21 protein-coding genes are annotated in these 24328 nt (G+C 42.1%); 18 read left to right on the top strand and 3 right to left on the bottom strand.

Annotated features, from left to right (window positions below; genetic code table 11):
• Positions 1-8 precede the first annotated feature (8 nt).
• From EIZ58_RS28345 to EIZ58_RS28325, 5 genes are all read left to right on the top strand, one after another.
• Entirely contained in the window at positions 9-209 is a 201-nt protein-coding gene (locus EIZ58_RS28345) for a hypothetical protein (protein WP_134704352.1), read from the top strand.
• Between the two features lie 33 nt (positions 210-242).
• A complete protein-coding gene (locus tag EIZ58_RS28340) occupies positions 243-1679 on the top strand; it encodes a purine-cytosine permease family protein (protein WP_134704351.1) in 1437 nt (478 codons plus the stop codon).
• 36 nt (positions 1680-1715) lie between these two features.
• Positions 1716-3068 carry a glutamyl-tRNA reductase gene (hemA, locus tag EIZ58_RS28335; RefSeq protein ID WP_134704350.1) on the top strand — a complete coding sequence of 451 codons (1353 nt, stop codon included), beginning with the start codon at positions 1716-1718 and terminating at the stop codon, positions 3066-3068.
• Positions 3069-3100: 32 nt separating this feature from the next.
• Positions 3101-3520: a hypothetical protein gene (locus EIZ58_RS28330; protein ID WP_134704349.1), complete on the top strand. Its 420-nt coding sequence runs from the start codon at positions 3101-3103 to the stop codon at positions 3518-3520.
• A 342-nt stretch (positions 3521-3862) separates the two neighbouring features.
• Positions 3863-4681, top strand: a complete 819-nt coding sequence (locus tag EIZ58_RS28325; protein ID WP_134704348.1) for a cytochrome c oxidase assembly protein — start codon at positions 3863-3865, stop codon at positions 4679-4681.
• Positions 4682-4837: 156 nt separating this feature from the next.
• On the opposite strand, the gene pdxR is transcribed toward EIZ58_RS28325, so the two are convergent.
• A complete protein-coding gene (gene pdxR, locus EIZ58_RS28320; RefSeq protein WP_134704347.1) occupies positions 4838-6271 on the bottom strand; it encodes a MocR-like pyridoxine biosynthesis transcription factor PdxR in 1434 nt (477 codons plus the stop codon).
• 300 nt (positions 6272-6571) lie between these two features.
• Between pdxR and EIZ58_RS28315 the strand changes: the two genes are divergently transcribed.
• From EIZ58_RS28315 to EIZ58_RS28305, 3 genes are all read left to right on the top strand, one after another.
• On the top strand, positions 6572-8191 hold the full coding sequence (locus EIZ58_RS28315) for a nitrite/sulfite reductase (RefSeq protein WP_134704438.1): 1620 nt from the start codon (positions 6572-6574) through the stop codon (positions 8189-8191).
• Positions 8192-8282: 91 nt separating this feature from the next.
• Entirely contained in the window at positions 8283-9233 is a 951-nt protein-coding gene (locus tag EIZ58_RS28310; protein ID WP_134704346.1) for a carbon-nitrogen hydrolase family protein, read from the top strand.
• Between the two features lie 99 nt (positions 9234-9332).
• Entirely contained in the window at positions 9333-9518 is a 186-nt protein-coding gene (locus EIZ58_RS28305) for a hypothetical protein (RefSeq protein ID WP_134704345.1), read from the top strand.
• 409 nt (positions 9519-9927) lie between these two features.
• Here EIZ58_RS28305 and EIZ58_RS28300 read toward each other — a convergent pair whose 3' ends face one another.
• The gene (locus tag EIZ58_RS28300) at positions 9928-10302 is read right to left on the bottom strand and encodes a helix-turn-helix domain-containing protein (protein WP_134704344.1); all 375 of its coding nucleotides are present in this window, start codon (positions 10300-10302) and stop codon (positions 9928-9930) included.
• 306 nt (positions 10303-10608) lie between these two features.
• Between EIZ58_RS28300 and EIZ58_RS28295 the strand changes: the two genes are divergently transcribed.
• The 6 genes from EIZ58_RS28295 to EIZ58_RS28270 all read left to right on the top strand — a co-directional run bounded on the left by EIZ58_RS28295 (position 10609) and on the right by EIZ58_RS28270 (position 17482).
• Positions 10609-11619 carry an asparaginase gene (locus tag EIZ58_RS28295; protein ID WP_134704343.1) on the top strand — a complete coding sequence of 337 codons (1011 nt, stop codon included), beginning with the start codon at positions 10609-10611 and terminating at the stop codon, positions 11617-11619.
• A gap of 171 nt (positions 11620-11790) precedes the next feature.
• On the top strand, positions 11791-13251 hold the full coding sequence (locus EIZ58_RS28290; RefSeq protein WP_134704437.1) for an alanine/glycine:cation symporter family protein: 1461 nt from the start codon (positions 11791-11793) through the stop codon (positions 13249-13251).
• 182 nt (positions 13252-13433) lie between these two features.
• A complete protein-coding gene (locus EIZ58_RS28285) occupies positions 13434-14423 on the top strand; it encodes an asparaginase (RefSeq protein WP_134704342.1) in 990 nt (329 codons plus the stop codon).
• Positions 14424-15103: 680 nt separating this feature from the next.
• Positions 15104-15496: a phosphate-starvation-inducible PsiE family protein gene (locus EIZ58_RS28280; RefSeq protein ID WP_134704341.1), complete on the top strand. Its 393-nt coding sequence runs from the start codon at positions 15104-15106 to the stop codon at positions 15494-15496.
• A 165-nt stretch (positions 15497-15661) separates the two neighbouring features.
• Positions 15662-17107 (top strand): acetolactate synthase small subunit, encoded by a 1446-nt coding sequence (ilvN, locus tag EIZ58_RS28275; protein WP_167578023.1) that lies wholly within the window; start codon positions 15662-15664, stop codon positions 17105-17107.
• A gap of 111 nt (positions 17108-17218) precedes the next feature.
• Positions 17219-17482: an aspartyl-phosphate phosphatase Spo0E family protein gene (locus EIZ58_RS28270; RefSeq protein WP_167578022.1), complete on the top strand. Its 264-nt coding sequence runs from the start codon at positions 17219-17221 to the stop codon at positions 17480-17482.
• 83 nt (positions 17483-17565) lie between these two features.
• Here EIZ58_RS28270 and EIZ58_RS28265 read toward each other — a convergent pair whose 3' ends face one another.
• A complete protein-coding gene (locus tag EIZ58_RS28265; protein WP_167578021.1) occupies positions 17566-19317 on the bottom strand; it encodes a methyl-accepting chemotaxis protein in 1752 nt (583 codons plus the stop codon).
• A gap of 269 nt (positions 19318-19586) precedes the next feature.
• Here EIZ58_RS28265 and EIZ58_RS28260 point away from each other — a divergent pair, with 269 nt between their 5' ends.
• The 4 genes from EIZ58_RS28260 (at position 19587) to EIZ58_RS28245 (ending at position 24322) form a co-directional block, all read left to right on the top strand.
• A complete protein-coding gene (locus EIZ58_RS28260) occupies positions 19587-20936 on the top strand; it encodes an APC family permease (RefSeq protein ID WP_134704337.1) in 1350 nt (449 codons plus the stop codon).
• A gap of 118 nt (positions 20937-21054) precedes the next feature.
• Positions 21055-21642 (top strand): TetR/AcrR family transcriptional regulator, encoded by a 588-nt coding sequence (locus tag EIZ58_RS28255; RefSeq protein WP_134704336.1) that lies wholly within the window; start codon positions 21055-21057, stop codon positions 21640-21642.
• 372 nt (positions 21643-22014) lie between these two features.
• The gene (gene speB, locus EIZ58_RS28250) at positions 22015-22950 is read left to right on the top strand and encodes an agmatinase (protein WP_134704335.1); all 936 of its coding nucleotides are present in this window, start codon (positions 22015-22017) and stop codon (positions 22948-22950) included.
• A gap of 19 nt (positions 22951-22969) precedes the next feature.
• Positions 22970-24322: an APC family permease gene (locus tag EIZ58_RS28245; RefSeq protein ID WP_134704334.1), complete on the top strand. Its 1353-nt coding sequence runs from the start codon at positions 22970-22972 to the stop codon at positions 24320-24322.
• The last annotated feature ends 6 nt before the right edge of the window (positions 24323-24328 follow it).

The raw sequence follows: 24328 nt of genomic DNA, 5'->3' as shown, positions 1-24328 counted from the left end.
GGGGTTTTATGCAAAAAAATGACTTTATCCAAGAACAGATGCAATCCTCCGATCCCTTTGTCAGCGAGCTCTTTCACGAATTAAACGATCGAGTTCAAGAGTTTACAAATCAACATCATGTGGTTAAAAAAATTGCCTGGTCGGACACGATCGTACCCTTAATCATCATGGTGCTCATTACGTTGAACCTTATAATGATGATCGTTTAAAAATGGTTTTCCTAATTAAAGGGGGGATTTAAGGTGAGCAAAGAGAATTCAGCGATTGCCAAAGAGGTTTCTTTTGGTTTCTTGCCGGTAAAGAAAAGTGAAAGAGCGTTTGGTTTTTTTGACCTTCTCTTTATTCAGGTTGGAATTGGGATCAGCTGTTTCGGTTTCCTGATTGGCGGTTATACGGGTATGATCCTGGGCGCTAAGGAGTCGATTGCTGCGATCCTATTTGGGAACGCCTTTCCTGTTTTGCTAATCATGCCGATTGCCGTTTTCTTTGCCCGATACGGGGTCGACACGTTTATCGGCTTTCGAAGTTCGTTGGGTTATCGTGGTTCTAATTTATTGTTTGGATTGTTTGCCGTCCTGAATCTGGGATTTATCACGATCGCTTGCTTTATGAGCGGGGAGGCCGCCGCTAAGCTGGCAGGGGTGTTAGGAGCAGGAGAATTCCTAGGCTCGAGAAGTTCGGGAGGACCGATATTTGCTGTAGTAGGATTTCTGTTGGCTATCTATGTAGCGTATAAGGGACCTGTCGCGATTAAGTGGTTGAATTGGATCGGAGTTCCTGCTTTTTTACTCGTTATGCTTGGACTGATCTCTCTCTTATTATTCGGAAAAGGTTTGGACAGCGTGTTTGCCTTACAACCTGCGACCCCTTACGAAACCGATGCGCGTTCTTTTGCAACAGCCTTGGAACTGAATATCGGTCTAGGTTTTTCTTGGTTGGTTTATATTGGGCAATATAGCCGTCTTGCCAAAACAGAAAAAATCGCCTTCACTGGCGGTTTCTGGAGCTATGGGGTTCTGGTGAATGTCGCCGCGATTCTTGGAGCGTTATGTGCCTTGACTGTAGGTTCCTTGGATGCCTCGGAATGGATGATGAGTATAGGGGGCGCGGTTTGGGGGTTACTCGGGCTGATTCTGTTAATCGTTGGAAATATTACCGGAGCTGTGTTTCTTGTCTACTCGCAAGCGGTTAGCTTCAAGACCGTTTTTCCAAACAAAAAGTGGTTAATCGCCATCGCCACCACCATCCCTGCGATTATTCTAATGATTAGCCCTTCCTTCTACGATGCCTATGGGACGTTTATTTCGGTCGTCTCCTATACGATGGCGGTGATGGGAGCCATCATCATCACTGACTTTTTCTTTGTCAAAAAGCAAAGAATCACCGTAAAAGACCTTTACAATCAATATGGGGCTTATCGATATTGGAAGGGTGTTAATCCATCCGCTGTGATCAGCTTCGTAATGGGAACCATCGTCTATTGGTTCTTGTATAATCCCGTTGCGGATAGTGCCAGTGGTCTTTTTAATTATTTAACGGCCGGTTTACCTACTTATTTTATCTCTGCGATCACCTATTATATTTCCGCAAAGTATATTTTTTCCTATCAGGCAGATGTGGCCCCGACTACCCCTGCGGAAGGAGTAGAAGCTGCTAGACTTGATGAAAAAATCGGATAGAGGTTGATTAAATCCATTCTGTCGGGAGGGAGCAGCATGCACATCTTAGTGATCGGTCTAAACTATCAAACGGCTTCGGTAATCATCCGGGAGCGCCTTTCGTTTACGAAAGATTCAACTGAAACTGCCATACAGACCCTGCGGAAGAAAAAGAGCATCCAGGAATGTGTGATCGTAGGAACCTGTAACCGAACCGAGATCTATTGTGTGGTGGATCAAGTAAACTTAGGCACAACGGATGTGACAGACTTCCTCCGGGAGTGGTTTGGGATAAATGAAGAGGAATTCGAGCCTTTCCTCTATGTCAAAGAAGATGATGAAGCTATTAAGCATTTATTTCGCGTAGTTTGTGGACTTGATTCTATGGTTTTGGGAGAGACGCAGATCCTCGGGCAAGTGAAGGAAAGTTTTAACCGAAGTCAAGGCTTAAAATCAACGGGTACGTTATTCAATAGGCTTTTTAGGCAAGCTATCGCCTTGGCAAAACGGGTGCATACCGAAACGGATATCAGTATGAATGCGGTGTCCGTCAGCTACGCGGCGATAGAGCTAGGCAAAAAGATTTTTAGCCATATACAACATAAAACGGTCGTGATCCTCGGGGCTGGCGAGATGGGAGAATTGACGGGAAAACATCTTGTATCCCAGGGAGTGAACCAGATTCTTGTCGTGAATCGCACGTATGACCGGGCTGAAAGACTGGCTGAGATATTGAAGGGGACGGCCCTTGAGATGGGCCGGCTTTCTTCGGCTTTGGTTCAAGCCGATATTGTCATCAGTTCAACAGGGGCCAAAGACTATGTGATACGGAAACAAGAGATTCAAACTCTACTCCAAAAAAGAGATAAAAGACCTTTATATATGATCGATATGGGGGTTCCAAGGGATATCGAACCTTCCGTTAACCAATTAAATCATGTCTATTTATACAATATGGATGATTTGCAGGGGATTGTCGATGAAAACCTGAGTGCTCGAAAAAAAGAGGCTCGAAAGATAGAAGGGATGATCGAGGAGGAAAGGGTGGCTTTCCAATCTTGGCTAGGCACATTAGGCGTGATTCCGCTGATTGCGGCCTTGAGGGAAAAAACGCAGACCATGCAAGAAGAGGCGGTTCGTCATATTGAGAACAAGCTGCCTCACTTAACGGATCATGAAATCCAGATCATTCGAAAGTCCTTTAAAGTGATGGTCAACCAAATTCTGCACGATCCATTCATTCAAATGAAGGAGCTTGCCGGAAGCTCGAATCAAAAAGAGTTCATCAGCCAACTATCCTCCTTATTCGGACTAGAAGAAAATACGCAAACCTCGATCCCTTTCCCTTTCCGTGAACGGAGTGGATCTAGCCAAGCGGGTACTCGAATGCTTGTTGATTCCATTCAATAGTTAAAAGTAAAGCGATAAGGGAGGTGAGAGAATTGGTGGTATTGTTTGATCAGTCCAAAACTTTAGTAGAAGAGTTTACTCTGATTCCGAATACACAGAAGTGTTTACTCTTCTCCGACCCAAGCGGTCTGAAGAAAATCCAGCCGTTTATCGAATCTTTGGATGCCCAAGGTGTTTCCTATGAATTCTACTATCTGACAAAAGAAGTGCAAAAGATCGCGGAGATCGAGCTGCTAGAGTCCCTGCCAAAAGGGACAAGGGTTCTATACGAGTTTTCGGATGAGTGTATCCTCCGCATTGCAGGGAAGCAGAAGCTGGGAACGCAACTGTACCTGGCGGGGAGTTGGAAAGCACTTGAAAGCCTTTATCCATTAGCTGTCCATTCTGGGTTTGGTCAGGAAGATGTGCAGGTTTATTGGGAGAAGAGAGAGAGGGTTGAGAGTGGAGTTTAAGTGAGTCTCTAGGGCAAGAAGAAAATTTAAAAAAGAGCTCCATTCTGTTTAGTAGCAGAGAGGGGCTCTTTGGCTTAGGATGGGTATTTTAAATAATGTTGATTTGTAGGGATCAGATTTTTAGGGGAAAACTGTTTTTGGCGAAGCTATGTTTAGGCTATCCGCCATCCGTGAATTGCTTGGATTGTGTCCGCAATCGAGGAGGTCATGCTGATTGCAATCAGTTTCTCGCTAAGATGTAAAGTGGCATAGCAGACAAGTTTAAAATTGGATCAGGTCTATCATAACCATTCCATTTATAATGGCTATGCATATGAAGTGATTTCGAACGGGGGAGTCTAAATGTCTCACAATCATCATAACCATGGGATGGGCACAAGCGGAATTTGGGAGATGTGGAGTCCCTACCAGTTTGTAGTGATACTAGTACTCGGTTTTTTCTATTATCAAATCTTGAAGAAGAGTGGACAGGCTGTTCCATTTTATCATCCAGGCTTGTTTTTATTGGGACTGTCCTTATATTTCCTATGCCTGGGCAGTCCGCTTAATTATTATGGTCACCATTATTTATTGAGCGCCCATATGCTTCAACAGGCGGTACTGTATTATATCGTTCCACCGCTTCTAATACTCGGAATACCAAAAGAGATCTGGGAATCGTTGGTTCAAACGAAATGGATCAGCAAGCTGATGGAAACCCACATGCTGTTGACTCTGATTGCTTTTGACATTTTGTTTTCTTTGTACCACCTTCCCTTGGTTTTTAACACCGTCATGACAAATTATCCGGTAATGGTGTTCACTCACTCTATCCTTTTTATCTTTGCGATTCAGATGTGGTGGCCCATCATTGGACCTTTGCCGGAACTGAACCAAACATCGGAATTAAAAAAGATGGCTTATATTCTGCTGGGTGCCATTTTAATCACTCCTTCCTGCGCATTAATTATTTTTGCCGACAAACCTATATATGAAGCTTATTTTGGTGCGCCGCAGATCTTTGAATGGTTGCCGTCGATGGATGATCAACAGCTGGGAGGCGTGCTCATGAAATTTGTGCAGGAACTATCCTATGGTTCGGCTATAGCTTTTATTTTTTTTCGCTGGTACAAGCGGGAGAAGATGCTGGATGCTGACTTAAATGGACCTCAAGAGAGATAGGAGATATAGATAAAAAGAGATGGGACGGGATCAAAAACTATCTGTAACACTACAGGTAGGTCCAAATTTCACTTTTTCAACCCATCCACTTTATCTCGTAAAACAAAGAGGGTCTTCCCAGTGTGCGGGAGACCCTACGTGACGTGCTATTCATTTTTAAAGTTTAAGTAGTGCTTGTTTTAATCTTGCAATTCCTTCAGGAATTGATTCAGTCTCTGCTCGACCATAGGTTAGGCGAATATGCCCGGTTTGGGAGCCCAGCAAGCTTCCCGGAACAAAGATGACGCCATTTTTCAAAGATTCTTCAAGCAACCGGTATTCATTGATCTTGCTTGCCAGACGACACCACAAATGGATCCCTCCGTCAGGTATCTGAAACGTGAGATGATCCGATAGTTCCTCTTGCAAGGCGGAGATCAAAACATTCCTTTTTTCAAGAAGCCTATGCTTCACATGTTGAAGATGGGTTTCAAAGGATTCCGATCTTAAAAATTCATTGGCCAACCATTGCGGAAGGATACTATGCCCAAAATCAATTTGCTGCTTGGCATCGGCAAGGCGGTGAATGACATTATGCGGTCCAACGATCCATCCAATTCTAAGTCCTGATGCGGCCAACTTGGAGAGAGAACTAATATAAAGCACGGTTCCGTTCTTGTCCATGGATTTGAGAGTAGCCGGGGTGGTCTGTTCTGAAAAAGAAATGAGACTATACGGATCATCCTCAATCACGGGTATACCTAATTCCGCTGTTATTTCTAAGACTCTTTTTCTCCTCTCCACCGATAGGACAGTTCCTGTAGGATTCTGAAAAATGGGGTTGAGAAAAACCATTTTAATCTTGTGCCTTTTATGAAGATGGACGATTTCTTCTGGATTGATCCCATGCTCACTTACGGGTAACTTATAGGTCTTCAAACCCGCTGATCTAAAGGTAGGGAGGGAGTGAGCATAAGAAGGATCCTCGTAGGCTACAGCATCACCTGGATTCAGTAAGCACTGAATTAAGAGATGAAGAGCTTGTTGGGCTCCAGAGGTCACTAGGATAGACTGGCTTGTACATTCAATGTTTTTATGTTGTTTTAAATGTTTAGCAATCGTGTGGCGAAGATCCAGATTACCTTGAGGATGTTCGTAACCTAAGGATTGTCGAAATTCATGTTCGCGAAGAATTTCTCGGAAATTTTCATAAGGCATCAAGTCATGCGCTAGCTCTCCACTTGCGAAGTTAATCAAATTTCTTTCGTGTATTTCCTCATGAATATGCTGATATATAGGAAGGTTAGGCAGAAACGATCCTCGTTCAACGTAAAGATCCCAATTAGGAATACGGGTACGGGTAAGTCCCCAGACATCTGTGCTGACTTTCGTTCCGCTGCCCTTAATTCGCTCAACCATACCGTTTGAATAGAGCTCGTCATAGGCAGCAATAATGGTTCCCCGATTTACATCAAAGCTCTTTGCTAAAGATCTTTCGGAAGGCAAACTGCTGCCTGGCGGATATTCTCCATAGGCAATTCTCTTCTGGATATAGTCAGCTATCTGTTTATAAATAGGAATATCGCTCTGTTTATCTGGTTTCCATTCCATCGTGTTCACCGTCATTTATCTCTAATTAGGATGCCTTTTTTGTTTTTGGATGGGCCCATCTTCATTTAAAAGGTTTATCTTATACCTTGTCAAGTGATACAAAATTCGTCTCATCCTACAAGAATGGTTTTAAAAAATTATGCCCTAAACCTAATGATCGATACGGTTGAAGAAATATGCATCTCTGAAATTGGAGGAGGAACCAATTTTAAAATTGGATCATCCCATGCCAATGGCTCATCGTTTAATCTTTTCTTATTATGGGTTAGCTCTTAGGGAAGAGGAGGATTAACAATGGCAATGGCAGAACCAAGAAATTGGAAATGGGTAAATGATCCAACCCTCAATAAAGTAGAGTACGATAAATTGGAAAAAGACGGGCTGGATGTCATTGACACAATCATGGAGAAATACTCGAAAGAAGGGTATAGTTCCATTGAACCATCGGATTTTAATCGGTTTAAATGGGCTGGAGTATACCAGCAGCGTCCTAATAATGGACATTTTATGATGCGCATACGGATTCCAGGTGGGGTTCTCACAAGTGATCAAGCACGCGTATTAGCGGATATAGCAAAGGATTATGGACAAGATCTTGTGGATGTTACTACACGTCAGGCTGTACAGTTTCATTGGCTTACAGTTGAAAACATTCCCGATATTTATGATCGTTTGGACTCCGTTGGTCTTTCCTCCATTGAAGCCTGTGGGGATTGCCCACGCACGATCATGGGGAATCCTTTAGCCGGTATTGACCCCCACGAAACAATGGATACTAGGCCCATTGTCGCGGAAGTAGAGAAATTCTTCGTACGTAATCGAGACTTCTCGAATCTTCCACGCAAATATAAGATGTCCATCTCCGCTAATGTATGGAATACAGCACACGCCCAGATCAACGATTTGGCGTTTACGCCTGCAAAAAAAGTGATTCAAGGGGAAGCAGTGTTTGGGTTCCATGTGTGGGTTGGTGGAGGATTATCGGCGAAGCCGTATTTGGCTCAAATGCTGGATGTATTCGTCCGTCCCGATGAAGTCTTAAAAGCAGCGATTGGTGTGACAACGGTTTTTCGTGATTTTGGCTATCGCCAAAAACGCAACCATGCCCGCATGAAGTTTCTGGTGGCGGATTGGGGAGTTGAGAAGTTTCGGGAAGAATTGGTCAAGATTACAGGCGAGTTTGAGACCAAAGGCGAAGAATTAATTCAAGGATGGAATGCGGGTTATTTTTATGGAATCCATGAGCAAAAGCAAAAGGGCTTTTACTATGCGGGGCTTTCTGTACCGATTGGCCGCATGAATGCTGAAGAACTGGCAGAACTGGCTCGATTAGCAGATGAATTTGGGGACGGTACCTTAGGCACATGTAACTCACAGAATGTCTTGATTCGTTATATTCCTGCAGACAAAGTGGAGGACTTCAAACAAGAGCCGATTGTTCAAAAACGCTTTAAGCTACAGCCTAACACTTTTGTTGGATATGCGGTCTCCTGCACGGGGAATGAATATTGTAACCTGGCAATCGTAGAGACCAAAGAGCGGATGAGATCACTGGCGGAGTATCTGGACCAAACCGTGGAACTAGACACTGCTTTGCGTATCCACATGGTGGGCTGCCCGAATTCATGCGGACAGCGCCAGATTGCAGACATCGGTTTACAAGGAGCGCTTGTCAAAACGGAAAATGGCATGGTAGATGCCTTTGATGTTTTTGTCGGGGGAACCTTGGATATACAATCACGCTTTAATAAAAAGCTAAAAGCCCGTATAACGGTTGACAAGCTGGGCCCCTTCCTGGCCCAATTAATCGGCTTTTATAAAGAGGAACGAAATGAACAAGAAAGTTATTGGGAGTATGTCGAACGTGTAGGTCTTGAGCACATCCAAGCACAGGTAGACAGTCTTTTAGTTTTGTCCTGATAAAGGTTGTTATTCAGGGGGAGTTAAAGACTCCTCCTTTCCTGGTTATATCACGCGCATAAAAAGCATGGAATAAAGGGAGGAATCTAGGATGGAAACGATGATACGAGTTGCTTTGGTACAAGCAGCTCCGGTATTGATGGACCGAGAAAACACTACAAGCAAGGCTATAAATTTAATCAGAGAAGCTGCTGAACGTGGAGCCCAATTGATCGTTTTTCCGGAGGCATTTATTCCTGCCTATCCCCGCGGCCTTACTTTCGGGACAAAAGTGGGAAGCCGCAGTATGGAAGGAAGGGAAGATTGGTTTCGTTATTGGGAAAATTCCGTTCCTGTCCCTGGTGAAACCACAAAACGGATCGGTGACGCTGCCCGTGATGCCCAAGCGTTTGTCGTCATGGGAGTGATCGAGCGGGATCAGGAAAGCAGTAAGGGAACCGTTTATTGTACTACCCTTTATTTTGGACCTATGGGTGAATTGTTAGGAAAACACCGCAAATTAAAACCGACGGCCTCTGAACGTCTAATATGGGGAGAAGGAGACGGCAGTACGCTTCCGGTCATTGAAACGCCCTTCGGCAAGATGGGAGGACTGATTTGTTGGGAAAATTATATGCCTCTCGCGAGAACCGCTATGTACGCTCAGGGGGTTGAGCTATATATCGCACCAACTGCCGATGCCAGAGAAGTGTGGCAGTCCACCATACGACATATTGCGCTTGAAGGCAGATGTTTTGTTCTATCTTGCAATCAATATGTAACGAAAGATATGTATCCCAACGATTTAGCTTGTTTGAAAGAACTCGAAAATGAACCAGAAGTGATGTGCAGCGGGGGGAGTGCGATTGTCGGTCCGTTAGGGGAATATATAGTAGAGCCAGTGTACGGGAGAGAAGATATCTTAACAGCCGATTTAGACTTGCGATTGATTCCCCAGAGCCGTTTTGATTTTGATGTCGTAGGACACTATGCTAGACCGGACATATTTCAGTTAATGATAAATGATGAAAAGCAACAAAGTGTGAAGTGGCTGAAGAAATAAGTGAAAATTGGTCGGGTAGTTTTCTTATGAATTGGATCGGTTCGAGTGCTTACAGGAGTATTATAATCAGTCTGTACACTATTTAAGGAGGATTAAACAATGATCTATACCATTGTTATTATTATAGGTTGCCTATTAGCGCTGATTGGGACGCTGCAGGTAGCAAAAAATCCAGCAGATAAAAATTACGGAACGGCTGGTCGAAGGGTGAAGAACTTAAGTATCATCTATTTGATTGTGACGTTAATCATGTTGGCTGGTTTTGTGATTTATATTTTTGGATAATTCCATTAGGAACTTAGAAAGGAAGTTCTCCTATGCTCATGGAGTGGAAACCAAATCGATCCGTTGATATTATCCAATTCTTACTTAAGGGAACACATTAGCCTTCTTGTTTAGTTACAAGGAGGTTTTAGTTATATTTGATAACAGATGTTTTGTATTCGATTTATGCCGGGATGCTAAGTCCAACATTATACCGGAAACTTAAGGCATATTGAAAATGGATAGGTATCGAGATTACTCTTGGGTAGAGTACCGCTGAATTCAAGGACTTTCGGATTTTTTTCGAGAGTCTTTTTGTATTAGAGGGGGTTTAGTACGATAACGAAATAAAAAACAAGGAGCTAATACTTGGTTTAATATTAATATCCACATAACCCCTTTTTATACTGAATCATTAGTGAACCATTATTTACATCCCTTTTCGCTCAATTTGGCGTTTAGCTCGGATAAAAGCGATAAATTGGTGAAGTTCATCCTGTGACATAGGCTCCCCATCTACGGCCAATTGAACGGAAATAAATGAATTTTCATCTGTTAGCTCAAGAGGATTGCTCATTTTGACTTCTTCTACTTTGGGATTGAAAGTTGGGTCATCCATTCTCTCTAATAGATAGTCCACTGATGTTTCCAAAAGATCCGCAAGCTTTCTGATAGATTCTAGTGAGGGTTCGCGATACCCCGACTCGTACCCTGCATATGTACTTTTAGCAATACCAATCCGATCGGCAATATATTGTAATGACCATTTTCTATTTTTTCTCAAAACCGCTAACCGCTTTAACATTGCGCTTATCCCTCCTGTTTATCTTTCCCCATTATAACATCAGTTATTGAAAAATATAGAAAATGAATAACAAAAAAGTCGCGTAACGAATAAAAATATCTTGTATTTTTCCTTAATCGCCCATAAAATAAACATAGAGTTCTCGATTCGCGAACATTTATGAGATTCCAGTTGAAATCGTTTTAAATGATAATTTAGTTATTATACTTGGCTTTCTCAGTAACTGAATAGCTGTATCTCAAGTGAATAGGCCGTATTATAACCTATAATTCAGTAAAATCTACCTTATATAAAGGGGGAGTCGATATGAAAAAAATACTTCTTTTAGCTACAGGGGGAACCATTGCTTCGATTCAAGGTGAACAAGGATTAACACCTGGAATGTCAGCAGAGGAAATAGCCAAATATTTACCTGAACAAAACCAAACCTATAAGGTTGAAAGCAGAATTTTGATGAATATTGACAGTACGAATATGCAACCTGAATTCTGGGTTCAAATAGCGGAAACCATTTATAAGGATTATGAGAATTATGATGGGTTTGTCCTTACACATGGGACGGATACGATGGCTTATACTTCTGCAGCCCTGTCCTATATGCTGCAAAACCTTGCCAAGCCGGTCGTCATTACAGGGTCGCAAATACCCATTAATTACAAGAGAACCGATGCCAAGAAAAATATTGTGGATGCCGTTCGGTTTTGTTGCGAGGACATAGGTGGTGTTTACATAGTTTTTGATGGAAGGGCGATTATAGGAACAAGAGTAGTCAAGTTAAGGACCAAAAGCTACGATGCCTTTGAAAGTATTAATTTTCCATATATAGCCCGTGTAAATGATTCAGGAGTTTTGTTTCACAAATCCATTCCACCTAGAAAAGAGAAGGAAATAAAATTTGATGCGTCTCTGTGCCCGGATGTTTTTGTATTAAAACTTCACCCTGGAACAAAGCCGGAACTATTTGATGCCATTAAGGGACTTTATAAAGGTATCATAATTGAGAGTTTTGGGACAGGTGGAATCCCTTTCCAAGAGAGAAATCTTGTCCCAAAGATTCAGGAGCTTATAGAAGCGGGGATTGCTGTGGTTATCACAACTCAAGTGCTTGAAGAAGGGGAAGATCTGGGTTTGTACGAAGTTGGTCGAAAAGTAGCTGAAAATAAGATCATCCGTTCAAGGGACATGAATACAGAGGCCATTGTTCCGAAATTAATGTGGGCTTTAGGCAAGACTGATGATCTTGCAAAAGTGAAGGAGATCATGGAAACCCCTATCGCCTATGACATAACCCACGCTAGATCCAGGAGTATGTCCTAATACATGCAAATCTCCTTTCCTGTATTCCGCGTGCACTTGATTTTATCGAAATACAGGGAAGGGAATCTATCATTTATAAATTTTGGAAGGGGGTGACTTCATCTAAGGATTGTTGTGGAAGCGCATACAAGGGTGTGGGTCTAAAAATACGGGTGAGAGGTGAATAGAGTGATTGGTTTTTTGGAAGAGTTGGTTTCGGTGGGGAATGATGTCTTATGGACCTATGTAATTATTGCTTTACTAGTTATTGCTGGTTTTTATTTCACTATTAAAACCAAGTTTGTACAACTTCGACTTATAGGTGAAATGGTGCGCTTGCTAGGGGATGGCATGGTAGATTCGAGTAAAGGCGACAAGGGGGTTTCGGCTTTTGGAGCCTTTGCCTTAAGTACAGCCTCACGTGTTGGAACAGGCAATTTAGCAGGTGTATCGTTGGCCATTTCCATTGGTGGTCCAGGGGCTGTTTTTTGGATGTGGCTGATTGCTATCATCGGCTCGGCTTCCGCGTTCGTAGAAGCTACGCTGGCACAAGTTTATAAGATTAGAGATCAAGACGGCTTCCGCGGTGGACCAGCTTATTATATGGAAAAAGGGTTGGGAAAACGATGGATGGGAATTATATTTGCCATTCTGATTACAGCTTGTTTTGGGCTGGTTTTTAATGCAGTACAAGCGAATACGATTAGTCTTGCAGTCGAAAATGCTTATGGAATCTCGCGACCGGTTACCGGTATTTTTCTTGCTGCCGTGACTGCCTATATTATTTTCGGGGGATTAAAAAGAATCGTTTCCATTTCGGAGTGGTTAGTACCCATTATGGCCGGTGGGTATATTTTGATTGCAGGATATGTTATGATCATTAATTTTTCTCAAATTCCATCGGCATTCATGCTTATTTTACAAAGCGCATTTGGCCTAGAGCAAGCTTTTGGAGGCGGAATCGGTGCTGCCATATTGATGGGGATTAAAAGAGGTCTTTTCTCGAACGAAGCGGGGATGGGAAGTGCGCCGAATGCAGCAGCGACTGCTAATGTGAGTCATCCTGTTAAGCAAGGGCTGGTTCAGGCACTTGGCGTTTTTGTAGATACTCTTTTAATTTGTAGTGCAACAGCCTTTATTGTTTTGTTGTCGGGATCCTATCAAACAGAAGGTTTGGAAGGCATTCAACTTCTTCAAGCGGCTTTAAGTTCACAAGTTGGTTCATGGGCCATGAGCTTTATTGCTATTGCTGTCCTGCTTTTTGCTTTTACTTCCGTGGTGGGGAATTACTATTATGGACAAACGAATATTGAATTTATAAATTCGAATAAAAAATGGGTATTCCTTTACCGTTTGAGTGTTGTAGGTATGATTTTATTTGGATCCATGGCTAAGGTTTCTATAGTATGGGATTTAGCAGACTTATTTATGGCGCTAATGGCGATCACAAACCTTATTGCCATCCTTTTACTTGGAAAAATTGCATATGCAGCATTAGAAGACTACCTTCAGCAAAAGAAGCAGGGGATAGATCCGGTATTTCAAGCTAGCCATATACAAGGTCTAAAGAATGCTGAGTGTTGGGTAGAAGAGGGGGAAGTAAAGAAGAAAGAAAGGTTAACACAAGAGCATCAAGTTTCTGTAAATGGGTAAAGAAGTACCATTCGGCCTTAAAATCATTTTGATTTTAAGGTCTTTTTCTTCTATAAAAGATAGGTCGCGAAGTGAATAAAAACCTTGTATTTTACAAGAAAATAAATATAATTAACTTTAAAAGTACGCATAACGCGTACCAATTAAGATCGATTTGGAAAAAATTCAGAAGGGTGTTAACGATGAAAAAAATACTTTTACTAGCCACGGGAGGAACCATTGCCTCTATACAATCCGAAGAAGGCCTTACTCCTGGGCTAACTGATCATGATCTTATTCGTTATTTGCCGGAACATCATGAAAAAGTTAGGATTTATGGGATCAATGTTATGAGTATAGATAGTACAAATATGCAGCCAGAATTTTGGGTTAACATCGCTCAAACCGTATATGAGAATTACGATTCGTACGATGGTTTTGTAATTACCCATGGGACGGATACCTTAGGATATACCGCTGCGGCCCTTTCCTATATGCTCCAAAATCTCTCCAAGCCGATTGTCATTACAGGTTCAATGGTTCCCCTCGAGGCTGAAGAAACTGATGCGAAGAAGAATATGATAGACGCTGTTCGATTTGCATGTGAGAATATCGGTGGGGTTTTTGTTGTTTTTGATGGAAAGGTGATTAATGGAACGCGAGCAGTAAAAGTAAGATCCAAAAGCCATAACGCCTTTATGAGTATAAATTATCCTTATATTGCGCGTTTCGATGGATCCTTCGTTCATTATTTAAAAAATGTTTCGACAAGCAAGATAGGTCCGGTAAAATTGGATACTTCCTTATGTACTAACGTATTTTTATTGAAGCTATACCCAGGTATAACACCTGAAATTTTCGATTATATCAAAAAGTCTTATCGAGGGGTTATTATAGAAAGCTATGGAAATGGTGGAATTCCATTTGAAAAACGAAATCTTCTTTCAAAGATTGATGAACTGATAGAGGCTGGGGTTGCTGTTGTAATCACTACTCAATGTCTAGAGGAGGGAACTGATTTACAACGATATGAAGTGGGGCGAAAGGTATCCAAAAAACTCATTATTTCCTCTCGGGATATGAACACCGAAGCCATTGTCACGAAGCTGATGTGGGTATTGGGCAAGACTGAGAAACTGGATCAAGTTAAACAAATGATGGATACACCTATTGCTAATGAGGTTCGAACCTAGATAGGGAAAATCAAATCCACAGGATAGAGAATCGCACTTATGAAAGGTTAAAAGACGTCCGGTAGTAGTCACGATATTCGAAAGTTAAACCAACCATTTTGCTCCCAAACCGGTAATGATTCCATGACCTCGTAAAGTTTTTTCTAGGTTTGGAGTGATTTTGGTCTACTTTTTCTAAGAGCAAGCTAAACTTTGGGTTAGAGCCTACAATTTTAAGCTGCTTTTTAAGTAATTCAGCTTTTTTTTATGATCCTTGTCCGTTCCCGGACCCCATTACTGGCGTCCGGGTCCGTTTGGTCACGAAAATTTGGTTTTGCTCACGGAAAGGTGGTCGATGCTCACGTAAGGATGCCGTTTGCTCACATACCTGATACAATTCCAAATATCCAGTCCACTTTGATCACGAAACCGAGCATTTTGCTCCCAAACCGGTAATAGGTACAAGCTGTTCTCATTCGATATCGCAAGGAGATTGTAGAGAAGCTCGAACAAATAAAGAATCAACCGCATAGCTGTTCATTTCACTTTACCCCATTATTTCTCAACCATAAGTATTTATTATGGTTATCATTTTAAATCCTCATTTTTCATCTCTTAAAAACGATGATATACTCCTTGTAATTAATAGAAAACAATTCCAATCGAGTAAGTAAGGATTAATAGGAAGGCGAGGAGTGAAGATGAATCTTAAATCCCTTGAACAGGCATTTACCCAGATGGTTAAGTATTTCGAATGGTTACTCGCGGGCATCATTATCGTTGCTGTGGTTGCGGAAGGCACCATGCTAATTCATGATCTTTTCAACTATATAACGGAAGGAAAGATCACGGAGAAGTTTCAGGACTTTTTGGCGCAGGCCCTGTTATATATTATTGGATTGGAAGTCGCTCTCATGCTCATCAAGCATGATATGACTCTAGTCATGGATATTATCATTTTTGCGATTGCCCGTAAGATGATCATCTTAAATGTGCATATGTGGGAGATTCTCGTTGGCATCTTAGCCATCCTGATCCTTTACTATCTTAAGTGCTATGGATTGAGCTGCAGATTTTTCCCGAGTCGGACTTGATTTTCAAACTAGGTACTATAAATGATTACGTAGAACTTCCAGAGGATTAATCCTCCTATACCTTCATACCTTTTTGATATGATAAACAAACAATATAGATATTTTTTATATTCTTTTTGGGATGTTATCATACAAGGTATCAATGCTGAAGGGGGTTCAAGCAAAGTGACTATACAGACTATATCCGTATTGGTAAAAAACCAACCTGGTGTTCTAGCACGGATTGCTGAATTATTTAGTCTACGAGGATGTAATATTGACAAATTAACCGTCAGTAAAACAGGGGAAACCCATATTTCTCGAATGAAGATTTTAACATGCCTTGACGATATGAACCTCCGAAATGTGATTAATCAGCTTGAAAGTTCTATGGATGTAATCCAAGTCAAGGCGGTAAGTCATCCTGTGCCACAGCATGCTTTGTGGAATAAAGTCAGGAAACTAGTAAGTAGTCAGACCACATCTTTTTGGTTGGTTGCCTATAGTTTATTTATTACCTTACTAGGAACGAACCTTCCTGCGCCTCTTTATGCTATTTACCGAACGCAATGGAACCTGTCATCAAGCATGATCACGCTTGTTTTTGCGGCTTATGCCCTTATCGTAATCCCGACGATTGTCATTTCTGGACAACTCTCTAATCGTATAGGAAAAAAGAAAGTGCTAATATCCGGTATCTTATTTTCTATCATGGGATCCATATGTTTTGCTTTGTCCAACGGCATCGGTATGATTTTATTGTCTCGATTGTTTCAAGGGTTATCCGTTGGAATGCTGAATGGAGTGGCTGTTGCCGCTATGACGGAGTTAGAACCAAAGCAGGACAAATTAAAATCAGCTTTCGTTGCAGCCATTGCGGTGACCATGGGTAATGCTCTAGGTCCGGTTTTATCAGGGGTTATGGGCGATTATGCTCCTTATCCAACTCAACTTTCCTATATGATGCATTTTTTGTTGGCGATTCCTGGTGTGATAGGATTATTTTATATTCATGATAGAATTCAGCCTTCCCTGACCCCTTTTCGATTACGCAAACCAAGTGTTCCAAAGGATATTCGAAAACCTTTTTACTTATCCTCGACAACGTCCTTTTTGGCATGGGGGATCATGAGTTTAATGTTGTCTATCATTCCTTCGTATTTAGGAACTATAGTTGGAAAAACCAATTTAAGTATTTCGGGAGGTATCATTGCTCTTGTACTCGGATTATCTACGCTGCATCAAATGATGCTTAAAAAGCAGTCTATTCGAACGTTGATTTCGATTGGATATACGTTTTTAATTCTTGGATTAATCGGGATGATACTGACCATTATCACCCAATCCCTTGGGTTTCTGATGTTTACCACAGTCCTCATTGGCTTAGGTCATGGTCCTGCGTACGCAGGAAGTTTAGCATTAGTGAATGAAGTTTCTCCCAATACTTACCGTGCAGATATCGTGTCTAGCTTTTTTGTTGTTACCTATTTGGGAGTGAGCATCCCTATCCTTATGTTAGGTGTCAGTTCACAATGGATGGGGTTAAACCATGCGATCGTATGGTTTTCTATCATCATGGGATGTATGATTGTTATTAGTTGGATGTTTTGGCGGCGTGGGGTAGAGGGGTAGGAATGATCATGCAGGTAGAAGAATTTCTCAATGCTTTCCCACTAAAATAAAAGCTTGGTATGAAACTTGCTTTAATTAATAGATACAAAATAAACCTCCCTATAGGGTAAGGTGGAATCTATTAAAGGGGAATTAATTCAAATGCTGCATCTTCAGATGGTGAAAATGAAAATGGAAGTGGAAGAGATGAGAAACCATTTAACGTATTTAGTAGCGAGACATGGATTTTCGAGTGCTGAAGTGCTGACAGCGAGTGAAAAACTGGATGAAAAGATTGTAAGATTACAAAAGATGTTGTTGGCCTATCCGGAGTATGTCGATGTGCTCACCAGAAATAGTGAAGCCTATAGCTATACGGCCTCTAATCTGGCCTAGCCGAGGATGACTAGATATAGAAAAGGTATAGAGAAACGTGTTCTCTATACCTATTTTTTTGGGATCTTCCTGATGCCCACTAGTTATTCCACTTTAAATTTTTGCATATGAAGGTTCAGTTCATCAGCTAAGGTCGCGAGTGAAGAAGAAGCATTGCTGGTTTCTTCTATGGAAACATACTGCTCTTCAGTGGCCGCAGAAATACTTTGGCTACCTAGAACGACCTCTTCTGCTAGTGCCGAAACCGTTTGGATGGATTCTCGAACCTTTTGCGTATGGGCAGACAGTTCCTCTATATTCATCAGAGTGAGGCGGGTTTCATTACCTACGTGGGTGATACACTCGCGTATCGCTAAAAAAGCATTTCCTGCCTGGTTCATGCTCTGATTTCCTTTGAAAACCTCGTTAAGCGTGATATCCATTTCTTGCACTGATTTGTCTGTAATCTGTTTGATCACTTTGACAATTTCCGTAATTTGACTAGCCGATTCAGAGGAGTGTTTCGCTAATTTGTGAATCTCGTTTGCGACGACGGAGAATCCTCGTCCGTGCTGGCCGGCACGAGCGGCTTCAATGGAGGCATTCAAGGATAGTAAATTGGTTTGGCTTGCTATTTCCGTAATCACTTGGGTGATATGGCCTATTTCCTTCGAACGTGCGCTTAACTCCCGAATAGCCAAAGACAAACGGTCCACAGTCTGTTGTATTGTATTGAAACTATCCATACTTTCATTTACGATAAGGGTACCTGTAGCCGCACATTCTTCTGCTTGGGAAGATGAATGACTGACTTGATCGGCAGAGGACTGGACGATCTTCATGCTAGTTAACATATTCTGGATCACTTCTTCCGTCTCTATTATCACTTGGAAGTGCTTCTCCGTACCACAAGCAAGCTGTTGGATGGTTGAGGTGATATTTTCACTGGAAGCACTTGCTTGGTGAGTGCTTATCGATAATTCCTGGGCAGACATACTCAGATGAGCAGAGGTCTTTTTTAATTGTTCCATGATATCTGTCATGTTGGTTACCATGGCAAGAAACGAAGTGGAAAGTTGACTAATTTCCTTTAAGTCATTCGATTTTAATGAATGGACAAGCTCACGCGCCTGCATAAAGTTTCCTGTCGCCATCTCATGGGCAGTAGCACTTAGAATCGTGATAGGCTTAAGTTTATTGCGAATGTAAAAGTAAAGGAGTGCCATAAGAAGTGGAAGGGCAATCAAATAGATTCCTAGAGCAAAGGGGGCATTTTCCTTTATCACTTTCAGACCGATCTCATGAAGAAGCTGCGCGTCCGTGTCAACGGTTAGCATACCGATGACGTCACCGTTGCGATTTTTAATAGGAGCAAAAGCGGATACGAACGCTCCATATGTAGGGTGATAGATAATGTCTGTGCTTGTGGTTATGCCTGCTTGTAGCGAAGCCAAGTTTTGTTCAGGTAGTTGTTCTACTTCTTCTCCTATAGGCGAAGCCACGCTTGAGTCTCTAGGCTGTCCGTCTATGAGAATTCTAAGTTTACCGTCTTCTGCGAATTCTATGGTGTATACATAGAGAGAGCCAGAAGTTTCTCTAAAACGATTCAGATCCTCTCTTAATTTCCAATAGACGGAGTTAGCAGATTTGTCCTTAAGAAAGCTCTCATAGGCTTCAATATCTACGTTTTTCGCCATGCTCTGTGCGGTTTCCATGCTAAACTTAGAAATAGAATTGACAACGCTTTCTTTTGTTACTTGATAGGTAATGAACAAATTTACAGAGGAAAGAAAAAGGATGATGGCTAGAGTCACTACAATCAATCTTCCGCTTAAGGTTTGGGTCTTGGTCGGCATAGGGTATCTCCTTTTTGGTTTACTGACTTTCATTGCAAAATCTATGCCATGGAAGGAAGGGTGTTTATCCTTAAAGATTTATGCACTATTGAATAGATATTCACCACTGCATAGCAAACGAGGAAGTGAACGCCTATATAGAGGCTGATATCTTTGAATGTTTTGATAGTTTTTATTTTGGTATGATTCTTGCTTTTGAATATAGTTGTGGCAAAAAAAGGGGGGTGTAAAGAAGCCATAATTAAAATCAGATGGAAAGGGGATCATACATGGAAAATGGCAGAGTGTTAAATCGCTCATTATCTTTATGGCATGTGGTTATTCTAGGGCTAGCCTATATGACACCGATGGTGGTATTTGATACTTTCGGGCTCGTATCGGAGATGACGGATGGTCATGTTCCCATGGCTTATCTTATTGCACTCGTTGCTATGCTGTTTACGGCGAGCAGCTACGGAAAAATGGTAAGGGCTTTCCCGACCGCGGGTTCAGCCTATACCTATACTCAAAAAACGATGAATAAGCATCTAGGTTTTATGGTAGGTTGGTCTGCCCTGCTCGATTATTTATTTTTGCCTATGGTTAATGCCTTGCTCGCTGGGATTTACTGTTCGGCTCTTTTTCCTGATGTGCCGCATTGGGTGTGGATTATCGGCACGGTGCTGATCATGACGACGGTTAATGCCATGGGGGTAACCATCTCTGCGAATTTCAATTCTTTATTGGTTACTTTCCAATTCCTGGTCATGATCTGTTTTGTAATCCTGATCGTAAGAGGCCTTCAACTAGGAGAAGGAACCGGGGAGGTATTCACTCTTCAGCCTTTCTTTAATCCGGCAACCGATCTGAGCGCTATCGTAGCGGGAGCCACTGTTCTTTGTTTTTCATTCTTAGGCTTTGATGCTGTGACGACGTTAACGGAAGAGACCAAGGAACCCAGGAAGACGATTCCTAGAGGGATCTTTTTAGTTGCACTAATCGGCGGGTTTTTGTTCATCTCCGTTTCCTATTTTACACAGTCCTTCTTTCCGGATAATACACGCTTTCTGGATCCGGAAGCTGCAGGTCCGGAAATTGCCCTTTATGTTGGGGGACAATTTTTTCAGTCTGTTTTTATGGCCGGAATTTTTACGGGAATCCTTGCCTCGGGAACATCCTCCCATGCAAGCGTATCCAGACTCCTGTTCGTAATGGGACGTGATAATGTCTTACCGTCGAGGTGGTTTGGTTACATTGAACCGCGTCGTGCCACCCCTCTTTTTAATATTTTGCTCGTTGGAGTCGTTGCTTTAAGTGCGATCTTTCTGGATCTAGTTACAGCGATATCGTTCATTAACTTCGGCGCCCTTATCGCCTTCAGTTTTGTCAATCTATCGGTTATTGCGCATTACGCCTATCGAGAGAAAAAACATAAGACAGTAAAAGGATTTTGGAGCTACGTCCTTTCTCCCTTTGTGGGGATTTTATGTATAGGAGTATTGTGGATCAATCTGGAGATGAGTTCGTTGGTTCTTGGGTTAAGCTGGGCTGCCATCGGCTTCTGTTATCTGTTATATCTGACGAATTTCTTTAGTCAACAACCACCGGAATTCCAGCTCGAGGAAGTGCGAGAGGGGTAAAACAAAATCCATAAACAAAGGTCCTGATGCCATTGTCAGGACTTTTTCTCATGTTGGCTGGTTTCCTTCTTCAAGCCTTTTCGTGTAAACTAGAAAATAAAACTTATGGTGATAAGATATGACAAAAGAAAAAATTAAAGCCGTTGCAATGATCCATTTTGCCCGTTTTGGCTATGAAGGCGCATCGATTCATCAAATTGCCAAAGAAGTGGGGATTAAGACCCCTTCCATATATAATCATTTTCAGAGCAAGGAAGAGATGTTTGTATCTATTTATGAAGAGGTAAACTGGAAGATTATTGAGCAAACCAAAGAGATCATAGGAAAGATAGAGTCGGATTCTACTTATGATAAGCTGTATAACCTCTTATATGGCATGTTGGAATTCTATATACAGAATGAAACGTTGACCTTATTCTTGAAAAGAAATATGCTGCTTCCTCCGGATATGTTAAAAGAAAAATTAAACATGAAATTCCTTGAAGCGGAAGCGTTAATGTCTAGTGTGTTAACCGCTATTTTCACGGAAGGGATGGAGAAGGGGATAATTCGACCGGTAAGTGTAGAGACTTTATTAGCTACTTATTACTGCATTTTGGACGGCATGTTTATGCAAATCCATTATTATGGAGCGGATGAGACTAAAATAAGGCTCAGGCATGTCTGGGAAACGATGTCACAGAGTATTTTTGTAGGATATGCATAATATTTACGAATCAAGGATTAAACACAGCCTTCGGAAGCGATTCCGGGGGCTATTTTTCTTTGGATCCTGAACCTCTATTATTCATTTACTCATAACCAATGCAACCATGCATAAAAACGGCTTGAAAAAGGTGATGTTTTGAAGGCTGAGTAGTTGGTATGGTATTTGCGTGATGAAAATTCAAAGGGCAGGAACGGCAGTAGACCTTGATTAGAGGGCAACGATGTGGCCTATCCAGAGTTCAATGATAGGTAAATTAATAATATGGAAATTTAAAAATCATTTGACTTTACTCAAAAGATGCTTTTATAATTCGAATATAAACTAATAGTTGTTAGTTTGGTGATATACAAAAGGGGGATTATGATAACAATGAAGTATCCGCTTTCACCGGATGTTAAGCCGGAATTCTGTACGACAGGTTCGTTTATGCGATTACCTGCTACTCACCCTAAGGCAAAGCTCGCCATAGTCGGGATGCCTTTCGACACAGCTGCTTCGTTTCGTGTAGGAGCCCGTTTTGCACCGCAGGCCATTCGCCAGTCTTCTATGACACTCTTTCCTTATCATCCCACTCACAGCGTGTATCCCTTTACTGATACAAACGCCATCGATGTTGGGGATGTTCCTGTCATCCCACATAATATTCATCGAAGCTATGACTTAATGGAAGGGTCCGTACTCAGCCTCATGAATCAAGGAATTGTTCCTATCGGTTTAGGGGGGGATCATTCTATTACCCTTGCAAGTTTACGAGCGGCGGCCAAGGTTTACGGTCCTGTAGCGATGATCCATTTTGATTCCCATACGGATACGTGGGATACGTATTATGATGAGAAATACTGGCATGGCTCGCCTTTCATCCGCGCACACGAAGAAGGACTGCTCATACCGGAGAAAGTGTTCCAGCTTGGCATACGAGGAACGCTGAATCATCCTGGGGATCTTGAAGCTAGCTATGACTTGGGCTATAACGTGGTCACTACACCAGAAATTCGGCAGCGTGGGTTTAACCGTATCCTTCAGCACATGAGAGAAGTCATTGGAGATACCCCTTGCTTCTTAACGTTTGACATTGATTTTGTCGATCCTTCTTGTGCTCCTGGCACGGGTACGCTGGAAGTGGGTGGTTTTAGCAGTCTTGAAACACTGGAGATGGTCCGCTCCCTAACCGGCTTTAACTATATTGGGTTTGACCTGGTCGAAGTTCTGCCTCCCTATGATCCCACCCAGATTACATCGCTACTGGCCGCAACACTTGTCCATGATTTTGCAAGTCTGGTGGCATTAAATTTGAAAGACAAATAAAAAGGAGGTCTGACTTGGAATGGATCGATCGCCCACGCTTAAACGTACGCTAACATTAAAGCACGTGGTTTTGTTCGGGATTTCCTTTATGGCTCCAGTCACCGTGTTCGCCACCTATGGGATTGCCATTGAGATGACCCAGGGCATGATTCCAACCGCATACGCCATCGCGTTGGTTGTCATGCTGTTTACGGCTTATAGTTATGGACAGCTAGTCAAGGAATTCCCAACATCGGGTTCAGCCTATACCTTTACACAGAAAGCCATGGGTTCCCATATGGGATTTTTGGTCGGTTGGGCGATATTAGTGGATTATCTCTTTAGTCCTATGATTAGCGCTTTGCTCGTGGGGATATTCGTTTCCCCTTATCTCCCTGGGGTGCCGATGTTTATATGGATTATGCTATTCGTTACCGTCATTACCGTAGTCAATATTTTAGGCATTCGATTTGCGGCGAATTTCACCACTTTTTTAGTTGTTTTCCAACTTTTATTTCTCGTGCTGTTCTGTTTCTTATCTGTGAAAGGATTGCTTGATGGTAAAGGGGCGGGGAGTTTTTCCATGCTGCCATTCTTCAATCCAGATATCAAGATCTCAGCGATACTCGGCGTAGTCCCTCTTTTATGCTTCGCTTTTCTAGGGTTTGATGCCGTGACGACCTTATCTGAAGAGACAAAAGATCCAAAGCAGACCATGCCAAAGGCCATTCTCCTTGTTCCTGTCATCGGAGGAGTATTGTTCATTGCTACCACTTACTTGGCTCAGCTCATTTATCCCAATTTTCTCTCTTTTCAAGATCCGGAGTCGGCTGCCCTCGAGATCCTGTCTTTTCTAGGAGGGAATCTCTTAACGAGCCTGTTTCTTGCCGTGGTGTTAACCGCAGCTTTTGCTTCCGCCGTTGCTTCAGGGGGTAGCGCAGCCCGTATCTTATATGCGATGGGGAGAGAAAACATCTTGCCTAAAAGAATCTTTGGGTATGTATCTCCCAAATTCCATACCCCCGTCAACAACGTGCTAATTATCGGTACTCTAGCTTTGACTTCGGTGTTCTTTACGATTGATACCGCTACTTCCTTAATCAATTTCGGTGCCTTATTTGCCTTTACTTTCGTAAATCTTTCCGTAATTGCCCACTTCTTTATGAAGAATAAAAAAAGGTCCATGAGCGAAGCGATCTTGTATCTTGTCATTCCATTGCTGGGTGTAGCCGTGACGTCCTTATTTTTAACTCAACTGAATAAGTACTCCCTCCTATTAGGTGGGACATGGTTAGCTATAGGAGTCATTTATCTATTATATCTTACAAAAATGTTTACACAGAAACCTCCTGAATTACACGTAGATGACGTAGAAGAGGTAATCAATGGATAAAGGGGA

Source organism: Ammoniphilus sp. YIM 78166, from assembly GCF_004522215.1.
GTDB lineage: Bacteria > Bacillota > Bacilli > Aneurinibacillales > RAOX-1 > YIM-78166.
The sequence above is the reverse complement of the archived record's forward strand: the minus strand, read 5'-3'. Positions and strand labels throughout refer to the sequence as shown.